Consider the following 20413-nt stretch of genomic DNA (forward strand, 5'->3'; position numbering starts at 1 on the left):
AACAGGTGACCGCCCTTCACCGGGAACCAGCCGGAAAGGCCACCATGACACCCACCGACGCCGAGATCATCGACCGGTCGCGGCACGAGCCGGACGCCTTCGCGGCGATCTTCGACCGGCACGCGCCGCACATCCGGCGGTACCTCGAGCGCAGGCTCGGCGCGCAGGTCGCGGACGACCTCGTGGCCGAGACGTTCCTGACCGCGTTCGACAAGCGGCAGCGCTACGACCCGACCAGACCGGACGCCCGGCCGTGGCTGTACGGCATCGCGACCAACCTCGTCGGGCAGCACCGCAGGCACGAGGCGCGCCGTTACCGGGAGCGCTCGGCGGACGTCGCCGAGCACTCGGACCACTCGGACCGCGTCGCCGCCGAGGTGACCGCGTGGGCGGTGCGGTCGCGGTTGGCGGGCGCGCTGGACGGGCTGTCCGCCGAGGACCGCGACGTGCTGCTGCTCGTGGCGTGGGAACAGCTGGGCTACGAGGAGGTCGCGGCGGCGCTGGCGATCCCCGTCGGCACGGTGCGGTCCCGCTTGCACCGGGCCCGGCGCAAGGTCAGGGAGGCGTTGGGCGGGCGGAACCCCACCGAGGTCGAGGAGTTGCTGAACAATGGATGACCTGAAGGTGCTTCGCGAGCTGGGCGACGAGACGCCGTTGCCGGACGAGGCGGCGTTGGCGCCCGCGCGGGCGGCGTTGCTGGCCGGCATCGCCGAACGGGGGCCGGTGCGGCTGCGCAAGCGCCGGTCCCGGTACGCGCTGGTCGGCGCGTCGGCGATCGGCCTGGCGGCGGCCGTGGCGGCGACGATCACGCTGCTGCCCGCCGGGCAGCCGGCACCGGGTGGTGAGGCGGTGGCCACGTCCACGTCCGCGGTGGTCGAGCCGGTGACCGACCCGGTGCGGCTGCTGGCGTTCGCCGCCAGGGCGGCCCGCGCCGAGCCCGCCGTGACACCGCGCCCGGACCAGTTCGTCTACACCCGCAGCGACACCGGGACCAACGGTGGCGCGCCGCGGGAGATCTGGCTCTCGGTCGACGGCACCCGGGACGGCGTCCTGCACGACCACGGCGAGCGGATCCCGCTGCCCGGCTGCCAGGACGGGCGGGCGGTGGTCATCAAGGGCACCGAGGTGTTGCCCGGGATGACCGAGCCGTGCGAGCCGCTGCCGGCCTACCGGGCGGACCTGCCGACCGACGTGGACGGGATGCTGGCCTACCTCGACGCGAACGCGAGCGGCGAGCCGGGCAGCGTCAACGCGCGCGGCAAGGACGTCCTCGCCCTGATCAACGAGTCGCGGATGCTGCCCGCGGCCAGGGCGGCGCTGTACGAGGCGGCGGCGCGCGTGCCGGGGCTGGCGGTGGTGCCGGACGCGCGTGACGCGGCGGGCAGGCCGGGGGTCGGCATCACGTGGCCCGTGCCGTCGGGGTCGTCGCCGGAGGCCGAGCCGGTGGTGATCGTGTTCGACACGGAGACCTACGAACTGCTCGGCACGAACTTCCACGCGATCACGGCGCAGGCCGTGGTGGACCAGGCGGGGCAGCGGCCGTGACCTCGCGGGTGGGACCGGTCCGCCGGGGCGCGCCCGGTCCCACCCGACTACGGTTGGTCACGTGGATCCGCGTGAGGATGACGACGACGAGGACGACTTCGACCCCGATGAGGACGAAGACGGGTTCGACGACGATGACGTCGAGGACGAGGACGACCTGTTCGGCGTGACCTCGGAACCCCGCACCATCTGCCACCTGTGCGGCGGGGCGGGGTTCATCGCCAACCCGACGTCCGCGGTGATCGGGGGCACCCCGCGAACCGTCGACAACGGGCGCGAGTGCCCGCACTGCGTCGGCGCGCGCAAGTTCCCCGGCCTGATCCCCCCGCTGTGACCCGGCCGGCCCGGAATTGTCGGACCTCGCCGGCAGAATGAAAACAGGGGTCCCCCGGGTGAGGACCCCTGCGAAGCACTACCGCCGGCGCGTCACCGTTCGGCGGCGACGAGTTCCGCCTCCCGGAACGCCCGCGGCGAGAGGCCGCGCCACGCGGTGATCAGGGCGCCGACCTGGAGCAGCGTGGCCATCACCCACACCGCGCGCAGCCCGAACCCCGCGGCGACGAAACCGCCCGCCAGCGCGCCCAGCGGCATCAGGCCCCACGCCAGCGCCCGGTGGCTGGTGAGGACCCGCCCGAGCAGCGCGGGCGGCGTGAAGCGCTGCCGGCTGGACTGCGAGCAGACGTTCCACACCATCACGATCGCCGTCTGGAAGAACATCACCGCCGCGATCGCCCAGGCCCACGGCGGCAGCACGACGAACAGCACCATGGTCGCCGCCATCCCGACCTGGGCCAGCCGCATCGACCACGCGTACCCGAGCCGGTCGACCACCCGCGCCACCACGAACGACGACGCCACCCACCCGGCCGCCATCGCCGCCTGCATCACGCCGTAGCCGACCGCGCCCAGCCCCAGCAACTCCTTGGCGTACAGCACGAACATCGCCATCGTGGCACTCGCCGCGAACGACCCGAGCGCCACCGCCACCGTGATCGACAGCAGCAGCCGCGTGCCGACCAGGAACCTCAGCCCCTCACCGATGTCACGCAACGGGTGCTTCTTCGCCGACGCCGACGCCGACACCGCCGACCCGGCCGACCCCGCCACCGCCGCCTGAGCCGAACGCAGCCCCCGGACCATCAGCAACGCCACCAGAGCCGCCACGAAGGCCACCCACGCGGGCGTGCCCAGGCCGAACGCCACCAGGAACCCCGCCGCCGGGGGCACGACGAACTGCACCACACCCCGGTCGATCACGATCAGCCGCGTGTTCGCCGCCGCCAACCGGCCCGGCTCCACCACCTCCGGCACCACCGCGCCCGTCGTGCCGTCACCGAGCACCTGCGCCGACGTCACCACGAACGCCACGACCACCAGCAGCGGCAGGCTCAACGCACCCGTCACGCCCGCCACCGCGAGCGACAGCGCCGCGCTCCCCTGCACCGCGTACGCCCACGTCAACATGGCGCTGTGCCGCACCCTGTCGATCAGCACGCCCGCGACCAGCGAGAACAACAGCCACGGCGACTGGCCGACCACGTTGACCAGCGACAGCTGCCGCGGGTCGGACGTGATCGTCGCCGCGATCCACGGCAACACCGACAACATCAGGCCCTCGGCCACCGAACCGGACACCACGACGGCCTGCAGCCGCACCCACCCCCTGGACATGGTCCACACCCTGCCAACAGGTGCCGGCGACGCCCGACGTTTTAGCGTGTAGTGAACCCATGGCCCTCCGCTTCGCCGTCTCGTCCCTCTGGGAGACGATCGCCGCCCTGCGCGTGCTGGCCGCGCCGAGCCTCTCCCCGGTGCACCAGCGCTGGATCGCGTGGGCCGAGAAGCGCCTGCTCGACCTGGGCGAGGACCGGTCACCGCTGCACGCCCTGGTGACCAGACCGGTGGTGCCGGAGTTCCTCATCCCGACCCCGGGCGTGCGGTCCGAACGCGTCGAGGTCGAGATCGACGCGATCGCCAAGGCCACCCCCGAGCGGATCGCCGCGGCCGTGGACGACCCACGCGTCCTCGCCGACCCGCCGACGGCCATCGCCGCCATGCAGGAACGACTGCACGCCGTGCACGACGCGATCATCGCGCCGATCTGGCCACGGCTGGAGGGCGTGCTCCAAGGCGACGTGGAACGGCGCGGACGGCGGCTGGTCGAGGCGGGCGGACCGACCGTGCTCGCCGAGCTGCACGCCGACGTCTCGTACCGCAACCCGCACCTCACCGTGGCCGACCGGACCGTCGACGTCGGCGAGCGCGACCTGGTGCTGGTGCCCTCGGCGTTCACCTGGCCCCACGCCTACCTCCGCGACAGCCCGGTCCGCCTCGCGCTCTGCTACCCCGCGCACGGCTTCGGCTCGCTCTGGGAGCGGTCGGACGCGCCCACGAGTGACGCGCTGGCCCGCCTGGTCGGCCATACCCGCGCCCGGCTGCTGTGCGAACTGGAACGCCCCAGCACCGTCACCGAGCTCGCGACCAGGCTGGGTGTCACGGTGGGCGCGGTGTCGCAGCACCTCGGCGTGCTGCGGGCGGCGGGTCTCGCGGTCAGCCGCCGCGAGGGGCGTGAGGTGGTGTCGTTGCGCACCGGGCTCGGGCTGGCGCTGGTCCAGGGCGAAGTACCCTGATGTCTCGTGGGGGTCGTCCTGTCGCAATCCGAGTGGACCGCGCGCCGTGACGCGCACGCGGACCGGGTGCGGCGCTGGACCGGGCCGCACCACGAGCGCAAGGCCGCCGGCCGCAAGCACCCGGTGCTGGACTTCCTGTTCTCCTACTACTCGCACCGCCCGTCCCGGCTGGAGCGCTGGCACCCCGGTCCCGGCGTGGTCCTCGAAGGCGACGCCGCGCTCGCCTACCTGAAGTGGCCCGTCTACCGCCGCACCGCCGACGGCGTGGCGCTGGACGTGGCGGCGTTCGCCCGGGAACGGGCCAACACGATCGAGTTCGCCGGCCGGCTGCTGGCCGCGACCGCCGGCCGCGCGCCCCGGCTCGGCTGCTTCGGGCTGCACGAGTGGGCGATGGTCTACCGGCAGCGGCCGGAGCAGGTGCGGCACGACGCGTGGCCGTTGCGGCTGGGCAGCGAGGGCACCGACCGGGTGGTCGAGTCGCACCGGGTGCAGTGCGGGCACTTCGACGCGTTCCGCTTCTTCACCCCCGACGCACGGCCGCGCAACGCGGTGCAGCCGACCCGCGAGACCCAGGTCGAGCTGGAGCAGCCGGGCTGCCTGCACGCGAACATGGACCTGTTCAAGTGGGCCTACAAGCTGGACCCGGCGACGCCGTCGGAGCTGGTCGCGGACTGCTTCGAGCTGGCCGTGCGGATCCGCGAGCTGGACATGCGGGCCAGCCCGTACGACCTGACCGACCTCGGCTACGAGCCGGTGACGATCGAGACCGCCGAGGGTCGGGCCGAGTACGTTCGGCAGCAGGGCGCGTTCGCCGAGGCCGCCGCGCCGCTGAGGGCCAGGCTGATCGACCTGAGCCGGGTGCTCGCCGCGGCGCCCGTCGCCGCTCGATGACCTGGAGTGACTTCACCCGATTCACCGTTGTCACCTGTTAGCGTGACGCCGGTCGGGATTCGCCAGCCGTATCCGGTCGGACGCTGAGAGGGAAGACGATGTCTCGACACCGCGCGCTGCGGACGAAGGTGCGGCGCGGCATCGCGACGTGGCCCGTGGCCATCGTCGGCTTGGTGGTCCTCATCGTGCTCGGGTGGCTCGGCTGGAACTGGGTCGGCGGGCTGGTGGAACGCCGTGCCGCGGCCCAGGCGGGCGACTGCCACGAGGGCCAGGCGCTGCTCCGGGTCTCCTCGACGCCCAGCGTGGCCGAGGCGGTCAAGCAGGTCGCCGAGGCGTGGAGCAGGCAGCGGCCCGTCGTCTACGACCACTGCATCCAGATCGAGGTGCAGTCGATCGACTCCGAGGTCGTGCTCCAGGGCCTCACCCAGGGCTGGGACACCGCCAAGATCGGCGAACGGCCGCACGCGTGGGTCACCGACTCGATGCTGTGGGCCAACCGCCTGGCCGCGCAGAACGCCGCCCTGCTCGGCGCGGTGCCCGAGTCGATCGCGGCCAGCCCCGTGCTGCTCGCCCTGCCCCAGGACGCGGCGCAGGCCGTGCAGTCCGGCTCCGGGTTCCGCTGGACCGACCTGCCCGACCTCGCGGGCGCGGCCGACGGCTGGGGCCGGTTCGGCCACCCCGAGTGGGGCCGGTTCACCGTCGCCATGCCCGATCCGACCGCGAGCACGGCCACCGCGATGGCCGTGCAGGCGGCGCTGGCCGGCGCGAGCCCCGAGGGCAAGGGCCCCGTCACCACCGAGATGCTGGCGCTGGAACCGGTGAAGAGCACGATGAGCCGGCTGTCGGCGTCCAAGCCCGAGCACACGCCCGCGAGCACGTGGGAGGCGTTGAAGGCGCTGTCCGACGGCGACGCGGTGAACGCGGCCGGGTACAGCGCGGTGCCGGTGTTCGAGGTGGACCTGTACCGGCACAACACCGGCAAGGACAGCGGCACGCCGCCGTCGCAGCCCTTGTACGGGGTGGCGGCGGGCGGGCCGACGCCGATCGCGGACTTCCCGTTCGTGCCGCTGGCCGGCGACTGGGTCGGCGAGGCCCAGGTGCGCGCGGCGCAGGCGTTCCGGGAGTTCCTGCGCGGGCCCGACCAGCAGAAGATCCTGGCCGGCGCGGGCCTGCGGGTCGAGGCGACCACCGAGCGGCCCAAGCCGTCGCCGGGCATCCGCTGGGCCGCCGTCACCGACACGCTCACGTCCGCCGACGCCAACACGACCCAGCAGATCTCGGCCGCGTGGGCGACCGCGGACAACGGCCAGGTCGTCACGGTGCTGGTGGACACCTCGAAGTCGATGGAGGAGCCCGGCGGCGAGGGCCGCAGCCGGATGGACTGGGTGAAGCAGGCGCTGTCCGGGCAGGTCAACCGGTCGGTGTCCGGGTCGCTCGGGCTGTGGGAGTTCTCCCGGCAGCTCGACGGCGACAAGCCGTACCGGCAGCTCGTGGCCACCGGCCCGGTCGCCACGCAGCGGCAGGCGCTCCTGGACGGCGTCGCCGAGCTGGCGCCCCGCAGCGCCACCCAGCTCTACACCAGCGTGCTCGCGGTGTACGAGCGGGTGCTGGCCGACTACCAGGACGGCAAGCGCAACCGCATCGTGGTGCTCACCGACGGCGTGAACGACGGCGGGCTGACGTTCGAGGAGCTGACGTCGCGGCTCGCGTCGCTCAAGCAGCCGGGCAAGGACATCGCGATCAGCGTCATCGCGCTCGGTCCCGACCCGGAGCGCGCGCCGCTGTCGGAGCTGGCCCGGTCCACCGGCGGCACGCTGTCGGTGGTCGAGGACGGCCGTGGCGTGGACGCGGCGCTCGGTCAGCTCCTCTCGGCCGACTGATCGCGGTCGACGCGGCCGGCACGGCTGCTGAGGGCGACCGGCGCCGCCCTGCTCGGCACTCGAACGGCCGCAGCCGGCGCGGCGGTGACGCTTTTCCCGCGAACGGCGGCTGCGGCGCGTGGCGATATCGCGTCGAATTGCGCCGATCGACGGACCGGACCGCGCCATTCGACCTGTTAAATTCACACCGGAAGCATTTCCGATCTTTCTTCGAATCGCGTCCACCCAGGCCGGCGGCCTTGATCTGATCGTTTCCCCGCTGATCACCAGCGGTGTGAGCCGGTTGATCGGCGACCGGTGGTCTCGTAACTTCGAGTGCTTCGACGTCCCTGCACAACGTCGAGACCCCTGCACACGAAAGGACGAACAAGGTGAGGAAACTCTTCTTGGCGCCTGCCCTGCTGGCGCTGGTGCTCGCCGTTCTCGTGGCGCCGAGCTCGCAAAGCGCGTTCAACGCGGAAGGGCACGGCACCAGTGCCGTGGAATTGGCGGCGGCGCCCGCCGACGTGCTGTCCGAAGGGCCCTCGGCGGCGGCGTGGCCCGTGCCGAACGCCCGGACGTACCGCATCCTCAGCTCCTGCTCGCCGTACGCGTCGGCGATCCGCACCGGCGCGCGGGCGTGGAGCGGGCTGACCGAGAGCTCCAGCGGCACCCCGGTCGAGTGCCGCAACGGCTACATCACCGACTGCGGCGGCGGCAGCCGGGTGGTCGGCTGCAACTGGGGCGCGGGCCAGCGGATCGCGCTCTACATGGGCGGCGTGAACGACGACGCCCTGCTGGCCGCCCACGAGTTCGGCCACAACTGGTACGGCCACTCGTCGTACCAGTGCGCCGGGTGGGGCAGCGCCGCGCAGGTGATGGCGCCGGCCATCTGCAACTACAGCAGCGCCACGACGATCGACTGACGACGACCCGGGAGGCGCGTCCCTGCTCCGAGGGCGCGCCTCCTAGCCGGTCGATGCCGGTCAGCTTCGGTAGACGGCCGCCATCGCGGTGATCCGGGCGATGACGCGGTCGCGCAGCTCCGGCGGCTCCAACACGTCGACTTCAGGGCCGAGGCGCAGCAGGTCCACCAGCGCGTGCTCCAACGACTCGACCGGCACCCGAACGGTCGTCCACTCCCCTTGCGGTTCCACGTCCTTCAACTCCCGGGCGGCGGTGAGGCCGAGCAGGACCCGGGCGCTCTTGAGGCCGTTCGGCGTCATCCGGACCGTGACCCGCATCGGGTACATGCGCTCCTCGAACCGCTCCGACCAGCCGGCCCAGTACTCGACCAGGTCGAACCCCTCCGGGCGGTCGAACGACTCGTCCAGCGCGGTCAGCTCCAGCACCCGCGAGACCCGGTACGTGCGCAGGCCGTCCGTCCGGGCGACGAGGTACCAGGTGCCGGCCTTGAGCACGAGCCCGAGCGGCTCCACCGTCCGCTCCACCTCGACCTGCGCCCACCGCACGTACCGGATCCGCAGCCGCCGCTGCTGCCACACCGCCTCCGCGATCCCGGCCACGTGCGGCGTGCCCTCGTTGCCGCGGAACCAGCCGGGCGCGTCCAGGTGGAACCTCTCCCGGATCCGCGCCGCCCGCGACCGCAGCTCCGGCGGCAGCGCGGCGAGCACCTTGAGCTGCGCCGCCGCCACCACCGCGCCCAACCCGAGTTCCGCCGCCGGGCCGGGCATGCCCGCCAGGAACAGCGAGTCGGCCTCCTCGGTGGTCAGCCCGGTGAGCCGGGTGCGGTAGCCGTCGACCAGCTGGTAGCCGCCCGCCGGTCCGCGGTCGGCGTACACGGGCACGCCGGACGCGCCGAGCGCCTCCACGTCTCGGTACACGGTGCGGACCGAGACCTCCAGCTCGTCCGCCAGCTCCTGCGCCGTCATCCGGCCGCGCGACTGGAGCAGGAGGAGCAGGGACAGCAACCGACTGGCGCGCATTCCCCCATCCTGACAGGACCTGTCAGGTATGCCAGGCAGGCTTCACCCCATGAGCACACACGCCACCGCACGTGCGGAGATGAAGAGCTGGGACGAGCACACGTGGGACGGCAAGCGCTACGACGAGGTCACCGGCCCGAAGCAGACGGTCGGCGGCATGACGGCCACGTACACCGGTGACCTGGAAGCCGTGGGCGACCTGCGCTTCGTCATGTCGTACCCGGACGACGACTCCTGCGCCTCCACGGGCTACGAGGTCGTCACCGGCACCTTGAACGGTCGCACGGGCAGTTTCGTCCTCCACCACGTCGGCGGCTTCCACGACGGCGTCGCGGACGCCACCGTCACGGTCACCTCCGCCACGGGAGACCTGGCGGGCCTTAAGGGCACGGGCCGGATCACGTGGGCCGCCGGCGAGCCGGGCCGGTTCGAACTGGACTACGAGTTCGCCTGATCGCCGATGTTCGGCGACCCGATCGGGTGACAGCGCGTAATCACTCGCCTTGTCCGCGCGACCTGCTCAGTGGGAGGGCTTCGTCGTGGGCAGCCCGATGTGCGCGCCGGCCGGCCCACGACGGCGGCGCACCGGAACCCCGTCCCCCCCGGTTCCCCGTCGGCGCCGCCGGCCGCACCCCCCGGGGCGGCCCCGGTCCCCGGGCCCCCCCGGGTTCCCGTGCGGCGCCGCGGTCCTCAGCCGCCGTAAGCCGAGACCGGCGGGCAGGAGCAGACCAGGTTGCGGTCGCCCTTGGCGCCGTCGATGCGGCGCACCGGGGGCCAGATCTTCGGGGCCGACGTGCCCGCCGGGAACACCGCCACCTCGCGGCTGTACGGGTGGTCCCACTCGGTCGCGATGGAGGCCGCCGTGTGCGGCGCGTTGCGCAGCGGGTTGTCCTCGGCCGGCCACTCGCCCGAGCCGACGCGGTCGATCTCGTGCCGGATCGCGATCATCGCGTCGATGAACCGGTCGATCTCGCCCAGGTCCTCGCTCTCCGTCGGCTCCACCATGAGCGTGCCCGCCACCGGGAACGACATGGTCGGCGCGTGCAGCCCGTAGTCGGCCAGCCGCTTCGCCACGTCGTCCACGGTCACGCCGGTCGCCTTGGTGATCGGCCGCAGGTCGAGGATGCACTCGTGGGCCACGAAACCGCCCTCGCCGGTGTAGAGCACCGGGAAGTGCTCGTCCAGGCGGCGGGCCACGTAGTTCGCCGCCGCCACGGCGGTGAGGGTGGCGCGGCGGAGGCCGTCCGCGCCCATCATCCGCACGTACGCCCACGAGATCGGCAGGATCGACGCCGAACCCCACGGCGCGGCGCTGATCGGACCGACACCGGTCGCGGGGCCGGCCGCCGGCTGCAACGGGTGGTTCGGCAGGAACGGCGCGAGGTGGGAGCGCACGCCGATCGGCCCGACACCCGGACCACCGCCGCCGTGCGGGATGCAGAACGTCTTGTGCAGGTTCAGGTGCGACACGTCCGACCCGAACTTGCCGTACTGCGCCAACCCGATCAGCGCGTTGAGGTTCGCACCGTCCACGTACACCTGGCCACCGGCGTCGTGCACCAGCCCGCACACCTCGCGCACGGTGTCCTCGTACACGCCGTGCGTCGACGGGTACGTGATCATGATCGCGGCGAGGTCGTCGCGGTGCGCGTCGATCGTCGAGCGCAGGTGCTCGATGTCCACGTTGCCGTGGTCGTCGCACTTGACGACCACGACCCGCATCCCGGCCATCACGGCGGACGCGGCGTTGGTGCCGTGCGCGCTGGACGGGATCAGGCACACGTCGCGGTGGTCGTCGCCGTTGGCGCGGTGGTAGGCGCGGATCGCCAGCAGGCCCGCGAACTCGCCCTGGCTGCCCGCGTTCGGCTGCAACGACACCGCGTCGTACCCGGTGACCTCGGCCAGCCACCGCTCCAGGTCACCGACGATGCTCAGCAGCCCTTCCGCGTCCGACGCGGGCGCGAACGGGTGCAGGTCGGCGAACTCCGGCCAGGTGACCGGCTCCATCTCGGCCGTGGCGTTGAGCTTCATCGTGCACGAGCCCAGCGGGATCATGCTGCGGTCCAGCGCGACGTCCTTGTCCGACAACGCGCGCAAGTAGCGCAGCAGCGCGGTCTCCGAGCGGTGCGAGTGGAACACCGGGTGGGTCAGGTAGTCGCTGGTGCGGCGCAGGTCGGCGGGGATGCCGTCGGCGGTGTCGGCGTCCAGGCCGTCCACGTCGGACACGGTGACGCCGAACGCCTTCCACACCGCGACGAGGTGCTCGCGCGTGGTGGTCTCGTCGCACGCGATGGACACCACGTCGTCGTCGACCTGCCACAGGTTCAGGCCGAGGTCGCGCGCGGCGGAGACGACGGCGGCGGCGCGGCCCTCCACCCGGGCGCGCACGGTGTCGAAGAACTCGCCGTGCACGATCTCGACGCCGCCCTCCAGCAGGCCGGCGGCCAGCACGGTCGCCATCCGGTGCGCGCGGGACGCGATCGCCTTCAGGCCCTCCGGGCCGTGGTACACCGCGTACATCGACGCGATCACCGCGAGCAGGACCTGCGCGGTGCAGATGTTGCTGGTCGCCTTCTCGCGGCGGATGTGCTGCTCACGCGTCTGCAGGGCGAGGCGGTAGGCGAGCGAGCCGTCCGCGTCGACCGAGACGCCGACGAGCCGGCCGGGCAGCTGCCGCTCCAGGCCCTGGCGCACGGCCATGTAGCCCGCGTGCGGCCCGCCGAACCCGATCGGCACGCCGAAGCGCTGCGTGGTGCCGATGACGACGTCCGCGCCGATCTCGCCGGGCGGGCGCAGCAGCGTCAACGCCAGCAGGTCGGCGGCGACCACGGCCTGCGCGCCCGCCTTGTGGATCTCCTCGACGACCGCCGCGTGGTCGCGCACCACGCCGGACGCGCCGGGGTAGGACAGCAGCACGCCGAAGAAGTCGCCGCCGAGGCCGAGTCCCTCGATGCCCTGCGACAGGTCGGCGGTGACGACCTCGATGCCCAGCGGCTCGGCGCGCGTCTCGATGACGGCCAGCGTCTGCGGCAGCGTGTCGGCGTCCACCACGAACTTGTCCGACTTGGACCGCCCCGCGCGGCGGACCAGCGTCATCGCCTCGGCGGCGGCGGTGGACTCGTCCAGCATCGAGGCGTTGGCCAGCGGCAGGCCGGTCAGGTCGGCGACCATCGTCTGGAAGTTCAGCAGGGCTTCGAGGCGGCCCTGGGAGATCTCCGGCTGGTAGGGCGTGTACGCGGTGTACCAGGCGGGGCTCTCGAGCACGTTGCGGCGGATCACCGGCGGCGTGGTCGTGCCGTAGTAGCCGAGCCCGATCATCTGCGTCATCGGGCGGTTGCGGGAGGCGAGGGCGCGCAGCTCGGCCAGCGCCTCGGTCTCGGTGGCGGGCGCGGGCAGGTCCAGCACCAGGTCGCGCTCGCGGATCGACTCGGGGACGGCGTGCTGCGCCAGCTCCTCCAGCGAGCCGACGCCGATCACGTCGAGGATGCGGGCCAGCTCGGCGGGGCGCGGGCCCACGTGCCGGTCGGCGAACGGGGTGCCGTGCTCGAGTGCGGCGAGGGGGATGCGGTCCTGCGTCATCGGTGCTGGCCTCCAGGGCTCCGGACAGACTTCTGCCGTTGCCCTCCCCCTCTGTCTTCTGCCCGGCGGCGGGCGCCTGAGAGCTTCACCCGGCTGGCGGGTTTGCACCGTCGGCGGGGTCGGTCGGTGGTGGCCGACCCGCTTTCCAGAGGCGTCTCACCCGCACGGTCCTTGCGCCTGAGAGGTTCCGGGGAGGATTTGCTCCTTCGGCGCCGAGACTGGCTCGGACTCTCCCGCACGGGATAAAGCGACTACGCGCGAAATCGTACCCGGCAGATGGGTGAGCGGTACCGCCGGCGCGACGTGGATCTCACCGCGCGCGCCGGTCGTTCGCGGCCGGTCAGCCGATGGCCCTCGTGCGGCGGCGACGGGACAGCTCGTCGTCGGCCGGCTCCACGATCTCGGCGCCGTCCGCGCGTTCGGCGGGGAAGTCGTGGATCGTGCCGCTGATCTCCCGCATCGCGCCGGAGACCGCGATGCCGAACACCCCTTGTCCGCCTTGGAGCAGGTCGACCACCTCCTCCGGCGACGTGCACTCGTAGACGGTGGTGCCGTCGCTGAACAACGTGATCCGGGCCAGGTCCTGCACGCCGCGGCGACGCAGGTGGTCGACCGCGACCCGGATGTTCTGCAACGAGACACCGGTGTCCAGCAGCCGCTTGACGACCTTGAGGACCAGGATGTCCTTGAACGAGTAGAGCCGTTGACTGCCGGAGCCGTGGGCACTCCTTATCGTCGGGTTGACCAACCCCGTGCGCGCCCAGTAGTCCAGCTGGCGGTAGGTGATGCCCGCGATCTGGCACGCGGCGGGGCCGCGGTACCCGACCAGTTCGTCCGGCAGCGAGGAGTCCGGGAACAGCTCACCCTGTTCGCCGGATCCGGCCCGGATGGGCGCTTCCTCGACCACGCCTGCCTCCCCTCGGTCCGGTCACGACGACCGGCGACCAACGTGAAGCCGCCGCGGTGCGCTCGGCGGCGACCGAAGTCCGGCAGCACCCGAATCACACCGTGGCAATTCACCTGAGTTCGACGGTAAGACCGGGTAGGGGGCAGGTCAACGCGACGCGCTGGGCGTGTCTTGCCTCAACGTGAGGTTGAGGTTGAGAGACTCGCCTGTCGTAAGCCATTCGGGTGACGTTTAGTGATCGTTTAGCGGGGGGTGGTTAACGGTGTGTAACTCGGAGGCGTGACACCTGGAGGTGGCACGCGGGGTTGATCCACAACGCACCGCACACGCTCGCGGAGGGCCGTTCATGGCGTGGGGCTGCTGGGCCGGCCCTTCGCGGGGTGGTGGAGAGCGGCGTGGCCCAAGAGATCAAGAGCGTCCTCGCCGGACGGGCAGATCGGCAGGACGACCCTTGGTTCGGTGGTTCTGTTCCGGGTCCGTTGTTGGTCCGGGTTTCGTGTCATCCCACCGACCTCCCTACGGGCTACCACCCGCGTCGAGGGGGCGGGCATCAGTGCACGCCGACAGGTATAGGTGAACGGCCCGCTCGACACGCGCGGCAGGGCGGAGCCAGGTCGGCGGGATGACGCGAAGCCCTCCTTTTGGGAGGGCGAAGGCGTGCCAGTTGATGGGTAAGGCCCGCCAGTGGGCGGGTAGGCGTGCCAGTGGGCGGGAGGGGGCAGTCGGAGCGGTGGCGGGGGTGGCCGAGCTACGTGTCGGCGCCGCGGAAGTCTTCGGGCGAGACGGAGTCCAGGAACTCTCGGAACTTCTCGACCTCGTCCTCCTGCTCGTCCGGGATGATGAGGCCCGCTTCCGCCAGGACCGACTCCTCCGCGTGGATCGGCACGCCGATCCGCAGGGCCAGGGCGACCGAGTCGCTCGGCCGGGCGGAGACGCGGATGTCGCCGTCGAAGACGAGTTCCGCGAAGTACGTGCCTTCCTGCAAGTCCGTGATCCGCACCTGCTCCAGCTGCCGGCCGAGGGCTCCGATGACGTCCTTGAGCAGGTCGTGCGTCAACGGCCGGGCAGGACGGACACCTTGCTGCTCCAACGCGATCGCCGTGGCCTCGACCGATCCGATCCAGATCGGCAGGTACCGTTCGCCCTCGGTTTCGCGCAGCAGCAGGATCGGCTGGTTGGCGGGCAGTTCCACCCGCACGCCGACGACGCGCATTTCGCTCATCGGGTCTCGCCTCCCTCAGCGCGCTGAAATTCTGGCGTCCCCGCTACCAACGAGGATCCCCCACGTACTCTTTCGACGCTACCCGCCAAGCGGGCCCTGTGCGCAACCGCCCGCCCGCTTCGGATCACGATGCGGACACGCGTTCACCTCGGCGAAACAGGGCGTCCGACGACCTCTCGCAAGCCGACCTTCACCAAGAGTGCGTGCAGCGTTACGGAGAGCGTCGCCAACTCGCGCACGACGTCTTCACGGTCGCGTTGCCGGTGCGCGACGACCTGCTCCACCAACCCGACCTCGCGGTCGGCCGCGAGGCGGAACGGGCGCAGGTGGCGCGCGTCCAGGCCGTGCTCGGCCATCGCGCGCACGGTCGAGGCGATCTGCACCGCCTCGTGGTCGTAGAACCCGCCCGCACCAGGCCTGATCAGGCCGTGCTGCTCCAGGTCCGCCAGCACTCCCGGCTCGATGCCCGCCCGCGCCAGCAGGTCCTCGCGGGTGACCCGGTGCCCGGCGGCCGGTGAGAGGTCGACCGCGCGCATCGCCTTCGACGCGCCCTGGTCGGCCGCGTCCAACTGCTCCTTGATGACCTTCAGCGGCAGGTACCTGTCCCGTTGGGCGGACAGGATGTACCGCAGGCGGTCCACGTCGGCGGACGTGAACTGCCGGTACCCCGAGGCCGTGCGCGCCGGGCGGACCAAGCCCTCCGACTCCAGGAATCGGATCTTGGAGATGGTGACGTCGGGGAAGTCGGGCCGCAACTGCGCCAGCACCGCCCCGATGCTCAACCCCCCGCGTGGCCGCCCGGCCGCCGTCACCGGAGCCCCATCGCTCAGGCCCCCTGGCCCCCGGCGCCCGGACCGGTCAGGAACACGAGGCGGAACTTGCCGATCTGCACCTCGTCGCCGTTCGCCAGGACCGCCTGGTCGACGGGCTCGCGGTTGACGTAGGTGCCGTTGAGGCTGCCCACGTCGATGACCACGAACTCACCGCCCTCGCGGCGGAACTCGGCGTGGCGGCGGGAGACCGTCACGTCGTCGAGGAAGATGTCGCTGTCGGGGTGCCGCCCCGCGCTGGTCGTGTCGCGGTCCAGCAGGAACCTCGACCCCGCGTTGGGGCCGCGCTTGACCACGAGCAGCGCCGATCCGGCGGGCAGTGCGTCGACACCCGCGACGGCCGGCTCCTGGGCGGGCGCCTCGGCGCCCTCGACCTCGGCGAGGAAGTCGGCCCGGAACACGGAGGTCCGCTCCGGGGACTGCTCGGGCGGAACGCCTGGCCCGTCGTTCGTGCTCACCTGAGCTCTCCTCCTGCTGCTGGAACCGTCGAGACCGCTAGAACCTATCGTGCCCGAACCCTTGTCTGAGGAGCGGCTCCCCCACCGACCGAAGAGCCGCCGGAAGATCGACGTCACTCCGCTGCCACCAGCTCCTGGTACGCGGCGGCGTCGAGCAGGTCGTCGACCGCGGTGGGGTCCTCCAGCCGCAATTCCACCATCCAACCCTCGCCGTACGGGTCGGAGTTCACCAGGTCGGGCTGCTGGTCGAGCGAGTCGTTGCGGGCGACGACCTCGCCGGCGAGGGGCGCGTAGATGTCCGACACGCTCTTGGTCGACTCCACCTCGCCCAGGGTCTGCCCGGCCGCGACCTGCTCGCCGAGTTCCGGGAGCTGGACGAACACCACGTCACCCAGTTGTTCCTGGGCGTAGTCGGTGATGCCCACGCGCACGGTGTCCTCACCGGTGCGCAGCACCCACTCATGTTCCTCGGTGTACTTGAGCTCCTCGGGAATCACCGCGGTGTGCTCCTTCAATGACGGTGGATCAACGCTCCGCCGGATCTTCCCACGTCGACGTTCAGGCCGGCGCGACACCCGGCCGTCGCCGCATGGCGAGGGCGAACTGGTACACGTACAGCACGCCCGACCACAGGTACAAGGCTCCTCCCCAGACCATGAACGCGTACGCCACCGGACGGGCGACCTGGGCGGCCGTCGAGGAGCCCTGGGCGAGCAGGAGCATGGGGAACGCGTAGAGCAGGTTGAACGTGGCCGCCTTGCCGAGGTAGTTGACCTCGAACGGGCCGTAGCCGCGGGCCCGGAGCACGGGCAGGCAGACGCCGACGACGAGCTCGCGGGCGACCAGCACCACCGCCACCCACCAGGGCACGATGCCGCGCACGACGAACGCGACCAGCGTGGCGAGGATGTAGAGGCGGTCGGCGGCCGGGTCGAGCAGGGCGCCGAGCCTGCTGGCCTGGTCGAGCCAGCGGGCGATCTTGCCGTCGAGCCAGTCGGACAGCCCCGCCGCGACCAGCACGACCAGCGCCCAACCGTCGGCGTGCGGCCCGAGCAGCAGGTACAGGAACAGGGGCACGCCGAGCAACCGCAACACGCTCAGCGCGTTCGGGATGGTCAGCAGCCGGTCGGCTGGATCGTGCGACACGTCCGCACTGTAGATGGCCGCCCGGCGTGCCCCGGTCGTCGACTCGCGGTGCGGTCCCCTCGGGCTCGCCCGCGCCGGCGCTCAGTTGTTCGAACGGGTGCGGCTCCAGCCGCGGCGTTGCAGTTCGTCACCGCTGAGCGCCTGCGGACGACCCCGGTCGTCGACGCCCACCCAGCGGGCCCGGAAACCTTCGAGCACGTAGGCGTGGCCCTTGCTCCACACCACGCTGCAGGGGGCTGTGGGCAGCGCCGCCGCGCCTGTGGTGCCGGCACGCGCCGCCCCGCGCTTCGCGGGCTCGGACTCGGTTTCCGTTCTGGTGCTCATGTGAAATCCCTCCACCAGGGTTGTCGCTCACGGCTCTCGCGGCGTTATCCCCGTCACCCGATTCTGCGCGACTGTGGTCGAGACCACCTCCTCATTCATGCCCGATTCCGGCCGGCGGGCGGTTGCGTCGCCCAGTTGCGCGCCAGGGGCGGGAACGCTTCCCCCGAGGTGTAACCGGCCCCGCCGGCACCAAACCGTTCACCGTCCGTCGTCCACCGCACAGCGAACTGCGCACTACACTGGTGCCTATCAGGGCGCCACCCGCGCGCTTGTGGTGCCGCGACGGGCTACGTACGGTGGGTGGCGCAGCGGTTGAGCCAACAGCCGCGCCGGGAAGTCCGGCTAGCGGGGAAACGTTTCCGCCACGCTGCTGTTCTGCGGTGCGCGCACATTCGGTGCGTCCGGGCTTCCCACCCAGCGGTACCAGCTGAAGAGGAGTGCCTCGTGACGGTTCAGGATCCGAACGTCGTGGCGACGAGCGGAGCCGAGTCCGCCGCGGCCGAGAGCCCGCGGGCCGGGCAGCTCGGGCTCGCCGCGCGCACCGCGACCGAAGGCGTCACCGTGCTGGCGGTCAGCGGTGAGATCGACATGCTCACCGCGCCGCAGCTGCGGGCGGACGCTTTGCGACACCTCGACGCGGGCAGCACGCTGGTGCTGGACCTGTCGGGTGTGAGCTTCCTCGGCTCGGCCGGTCTCGCGGTGCTGGTGGAGGCGTCGCAGCACGCCAAGCGCCGTGGCGGGGCGTTCCGCGTCGTGGCGGTGGAACGCGCCGTGACCCGACCGCTGGCCGCGACCGGCCTGGGCGAGGTGTTCAGCGTGTTCGAGTCGGTCGAGCAGGCGCTGGAGGCCGACGAGTCCCGGTGAGGCTCCGATGACGGACCGGGGCTAGACGTGCGGCACGAGGTCGACGACTTGGTCCACGCCCGCCGCGACGAGTGCGCGGCGGGCGTGGCCGTCTTCGGGTGCGCGCACGACGACCCGGTTGCCCGCCGCGGCGGCGGCCTCGGCGACGGCGCGCAGGCTGCGGATCAGGCCTTCGCTGCGCTCGCCCAACGCGCGCAGGTCGACGACCACCGGTACGGTCCCGCCCCGTGCGGCGGTCAGGATGCGGCGACGGACGGCGGGCGCGGCGTGCGCCGGCACGTCGCCGCGAACGTGCACTTCCACCCACCCGTCACGGGGGGTCACGTCCACCGGATCGGCGGGTGGCGGCGGGGCGAGCACCGTGCCGCGAGCCCGGTGGCGCGGACCGAGGACCAGGGTGACGGTGGTGCCGGACGCACCGCGGTCGACCAGCACCTCGTCGACGTTCTCGCGCATGAGCAGCAGCCCGCGACCGCGGGCGGTCAGGGTGGGCGGCGGCACGCGCCAGCCGCCGTGGTCGGTGACGACGACGCGCACGCTGCCGTCGGGCCTGGCGGCGGCTTCGATGTGGACGAGACCGAGCTCGTCGGGCGGGTAGGCGTGCTCCACGGCGTTGCTGGCGGCCTCGTTGACCGCGAGGAGCAGGTCGTAGCGGTCGTCCTCCGCCAGCCCTTCGGCGGTCAGCCAGGCGTCGAGTCGGGCACGTACCACGGCGAGCTGCCCGGGCTGTGCCGGGAACTCCACACCCCAGTGGTGGTCCGCGAGTTGATCGGTCAAAGGGCCTCCCCGTCGCACCAGTCAGTCTTCCCGGCCCGCACGCCCGCTACACGTGTGAACGACGATCAATTCGGGTATCGATAGCTTCAGCAGCACAACGAGACAGAACGGACGACGAGGTGAGCGTGTCGCACACTGAGCCGCGAAGCGGTGAGTCGGATAACGCCCTGGCCGGGGTCGAGTTGCGGATGGCGGCCGACCCCACGCAGCTGTCGATCGTCCGAGCCGTGGCGGCGGACATCGCCATGCGGCAGGACTTCGACCTTGACTCCATCGAGGACTTGAAGCTGGCGGTCGACGAGGCGTGCTCGACCCTGATCTCGCTGGCCGCGCAGGGTGCGGTGCTCAGCGCCCAGTTCTTGGTGGTGGACGGTTCGGTGCAGGTGTTCACCAAGGTGGACTCGCAGCGGTCGGCGCCGCCGGACCGGGACAGCTTCGGCTGGCGGGTGCTGAGCGCGTTGGTCGACTCGGTGACGACGTGGGTCGCGCCGCAGGCGGACGCGTTCGAGGTGCACATCGACCTGGTCAAGCGGTCGCTGGGGACGGTGGATGCGTGACGGGGACGGACGGGGGCACGACGCGGTCCGGCACCCAGGGTGACTACGACCACCTGGCGCCGCTGTTCGTCCGGCTGGCCGCGACCGCGAAGGACGACCCGGAGCGGGAGCGGCTGCGCGACGAGCTGGTGACCGAGCACCTGCCCGTGGCCAAGCACATCGCCCGGCGGTTCGGCCACCGCGGCGAGCCGCACGACGACCTGGTGCAGGTGGCCACGGTCGGGTTGATCAACGCCGTGGACCGGTTCGACCCGGAACGCGGCAGCGACTTCCTGTCGTTCGCGGTGCCGACGATCATGGGCGAGGTCCGGAAGTACTTCCGGGACTCCAGCTGGTCGGTGCGGATGCCGCGGCGGCTCAAGGAGCTGCACCTGGCGATCAACGCCGGGTCGGCGCGGCTGTCGCAGGAGCTGGGCCGCGCGCCGACGCCCAGCGAGCTGGCGCAGCACCTGGGGTTGAGCCGGGAGGAGATCCACGAAGGACTGGCGGCCGGCAACGCCTACCACAGCGCGTCGCTGGACGACCTGCTCGTGGCCGACGACAGCTCCATCTCGCTGGGCAGCACGCTCGGCGAGGAGGACCCGGAGCTGGAGGCGATCGAGCAGCGCGAGGCGCTGCACCCGTTGCTGGAGAAGTTGCCGGAGCGGGAGCGCAAGATCGTGGTGATGCGGTTCTTCGGGAACATGACGCAGACCCAGATCGCGCAGAAGGTCGGCATCTCGCAGATGCACGTGTCGCGGCTGCTGGCCAAGACGCTGCGGCAGCTGCGCGAGGGGTTGACCGAGTAGGACCGGTGCGACGACGCGGGGGGGGGGGGCCCCCCCCCCCCCCGGGGGGGGGCCCCCCCCCGGGGGGGGGGGGCGGGGGGCCTGGGGGGG

At 72.1% G+C, this 20413-nt stretch carries 22 protein-coding genes and 1 riboswitch; of the genes, 11 read left to right on the forward strand and 11 right to left on the reverse strand.

Going from position 1 to position 20413, the window contains the following annotated elements:
• Positions 1–44 precede the first annotated feature (44 nt).
• The 3 genes from LNK82_RS07430 (at position 45) to LNK82_RS07440 (ending at position 1879) form a co-directional block, all read left to right on the forward strand.
• Complete coding sequence (locus LNK82_RS07430; protein ID WP_230566199.1) at positions 45–617, forward strand: RNA polymerase sigma factor; 573 nt, start codon at positions 45–47, stop codon at positions 615–617.
• The gene (locus tag LNK82_RS07435) at positions 610–1545 is read left to right on the forward strand and encodes a CU044_5270 family protein (RefSeq protein WP_230566200.1); all 936 of its coding nucleotides are present in this window, start codon (positions 610–612) and stop codon (positions 1543–1545) included. The genes LNK82_RS07430 and LNK82_RS07435 overlap by 8 nt, the downstream gene beginning before the upstream one ends.
• 61 nt (positions 1546–1606) lie before the next feature.
• Positions 1607–1879, forward strand: coding sequence for a hypothetical protein (locus LNK82_RS07440; RefSeq protein WP_230566201.1), 273 nt, complete (start codon positions 1607–1609; stop codon positions 1877–1879).
• 92 nt (positions 1880–1971) lie between these two features.
• Here LNK82_RS07440 and LNK82_RS07445 read toward each other — a convergent pair whose 3' ends face one another.
• On the reverse strand, positions 1972–3216 hold the full coding sequence (locus LNK82_RS07445; protein ID WP_230566202.1) for an MFS transporter: 1245 nt from the start codon (positions 3214–3216) through the stop codon (positions 1972–1974).
• 59 nt (positions 3217–3275) lie between these two features.
• Between LNK82_RS07445 and LNK82_RS07450 the strand changes: the two genes are divergently transcribed.
• From LNK82_RS07450 to LNK82_RS07465, 4 genes are all read left to right on the forward strand, one after another.
• A complete protein-coding gene (locus tag LNK82_RS07450) occupies positions 3276–4175 on the forward strand; it encodes an ArsR/SmtB family transcription factor (RefSeq protein ID WP_230566203.1) in 900 nt (299 codons plus the stop codon).
• A 6-nt stretch (positions 4176–4181) separates the two neighbouring features.
• On the forward strand, positions 4182–5066 hold the full coding sequence (locus tag LNK82_RS07455; protein WP_230566204.1) for a 3-methyladenine DNA glycosylase: 885 nt from the start codon (positions 4182–4184) through the stop codon (positions 5064–5066).
• A 98-nt stretch (positions 5067–5164) separates the two neighbouring features.
• The gene (locus LNK82_RS07460) at positions 5165–6946 is read left to right on the forward strand and encodes a substrate-binding domain-containing protein (RefSeq protein ID WP_230566205.1); all 1782 of its coding nucleotides are present in this window, start codon (positions 5165–5167) and stop codon (positions 6944–6946) included.
• Positions 6947–7317: 371 nt separating this feature from the next.
• Complete coding sequence (locus LNK82_RS07465) at positions 7318–7851, forward strand: hypothetical protein (protein WP_230566206.1); 534 nt, start codon at positions 7318–7320, stop codon at positions 7849–7851.
• 60 nt (positions 7852–7911) lie between these two features.
• On the opposite strand, the gene LNK82_RS07470 is transcribed toward LNK82_RS07465, so the two are convergent.
• Positions 7912–8871, reverse strand: coding sequence for a helix-turn-helix transcriptional regulator (locus LNK82_RS07470; protein WP_230566207.1), 960 nt, complete (start codon positions 8869–8871; stop codon positions 7912–7914).
• A gap of 49 nt (positions 8872–8920) precedes the next feature.
• Here LNK82_RS07470 and LNK82_RS07475 point away from each other — a divergent pair, with 49 nt between their 5' ends.
• Positions 8921–9325 (forward strand): DUF3224 domain-containing protein, encoded by a 405-nt coding sequence (locus LNK82_RS07475; RefSeq protein ID WP_230566208.1) that lies wholly within the window; start codon positions 8921–8923, stop codon positions 9323–9325.
• Positions 9326–9561: 236 nt separating this feature from the next.
• On the opposite strand, the gene gcvP is transcribed toward LNK82_RS07475, so the two are convergent.
• The 8 genes from gcvP to LNK82_RS07515 form a co-directional block, all read right to left on the reverse strand.
• Positions 9562–12450, reverse strand: coding sequence for an aminomethyl-transferring glycine dehydrogenase (gcvP, locus tag LNK82_RS07480; RefSeq protein WP_230566209.1), 2889 nt, complete (start codon positions 12448–12450; stop codon positions 9562–9564).
• A 155-nt stretch (positions 12451–12605) separates the two neighbouring features.
• A riboswitch (glycine riboswitch) is annotated at positions 12606–12696 on the reverse strand.
• Between the two features lie 94 nt (positions 12697–12790).
• Positions 12791–13357: a MerR family transcriptional regulator gene (locus tag LNK82_RS07485; protein ID WP_308257181.1), complete on the reverse strand. Its 567-nt coding sequence runs from the start codon at positions 13355–13357 to the stop codon at positions 12791–12793.
• A gap of 748 nt (positions 13358–14105) precedes the next feature.
• Positions 14106–14579, reverse strand: coding sequence for a bifunctional nuclease family protein (locus tag LNK82_RS07490; RefSeq protein ID WP_053720858.1), 474 nt, complete (start codon positions 14577–14579; stop codon positions 14106–14108).
• A gap of 143 nt (positions 14580–14722) precedes the next feature.
• Entirely contained in the window at positions 14723–15391 is a 669-nt protein-coding gene (gene ftsR / locus LNK82_RS07495; protein WP_230566210.1) for a transcriptional regulator FtsR, read from the reverse strand.
• A gap of 14 nt (positions 15392–15405) precedes the next feature.
• Positions 15406–15867 (reverse strand): glycogen accumulation regulator GarA, encoded by a 462-nt coding sequence (gene garA, locus LNK82_RS07500; RefSeq protein ID WP_033427969.1) that lies wholly within the window; start codon positions 15865–15867, stop codon positions 15406–15408.
• Positions 15868–15980: 113 nt separating this feature from the next.
• Entirely contained in the window at positions 15981–16364 is a 384-nt protein-coding gene (gene gcvH / locus LNK82_RS07505) for a glycine cleavage system protein GcvH (RefSeq protein ID WP_230566211.1), read from the reverse strand.
• 61 nt (positions 16365–16425) lie between these two features.
• Entirely contained in the window at positions 16426–17013 is a 588-nt protein-coding gene (gene clsA / locus LNK82_RS07510; protein WP_230566212.1) for a cardiolipin synthase ClsA, read from the reverse strand.
• An 81-nt stretch (positions 17014–17094) separates the two neighbouring features.
• Positions 17095–17337, reverse strand: a complete 243-nt coding sequence (locus LNK82_RS07515; protein WP_230566213.1) for a hypothetical protein — start codon at positions 17335–17337, stop codon at positions 17095–17097.
• A gap of 444 nt (positions 17338–17781) precedes the next feature.
• On the opposite strand from LNK82_RS07515, the gene LNK82_RS07520 reads away from it, so the two are divergent.
• Entirely contained in the window at positions 17782–18201 is a 420-nt protein-coding gene (locus LNK82_RS07520) for an STAS domain-containing protein (RefSeq protein WP_230566214.1), read from the forward strand.
• A 21-nt stretch (positions 18202–18222) separates the two neighbouring features.
• On the opposite strand, the gene LNK82_RS07525 is transcribed toward LNK82_RS07520, so the two are convergent.
• Positions 18223–18978: an ATP-binding protein gene (locus LNK82_RS07525; RefSeq protein ID WP_230566215.1), complete on the reverse strand. Its 756-nt coding sequence runs from the start codon at positions 18976–18978 to the stop codon at positions 18223–18225.
• 125 nt (positions 18979–19103) lie between these two features.
• Between LNK82_RS07525 and LNK82_RS07530 the strand changes: the two genes are divergently transcribed.
• Entirely contained in the window at positions 19104–19535 is a 432-nt protein-coding gene (locus LNK82_RS07530) for an ATP-binding protein (RefSeq protein WP_230566216.1), read from the forward strand.
• The gene (locus tag LNK82_RS07535) at positions 19532–20323 is read left to right on the forward strand and encodes a SigB/SigF/SigG family RNA polymerase sigma factor (protein WP_308257182.1); all 792 of its coding nucleotides are present in this window, start codon (positions 19532–19534) and stop codon (positions 20321–20323) included. The genes LNK82_RS07530 and LNK82_RS07535 overlap by 4 nt, the downstream gene beginning before the upstream one ends.
• Positions 20324–20413 lie beyond the last annotated feature (90 nt).

Source organism: Saccharothrix luteola (genome assembly GCF_020859565.1).
GTDB classification, from domain to species: domain Bacteria; phylum Actinomycetota; class Actinomycetes; order Mycobacteriales; family Pseudonocardiaceae; genus Actinosynnema; species Actinosynnema luteola.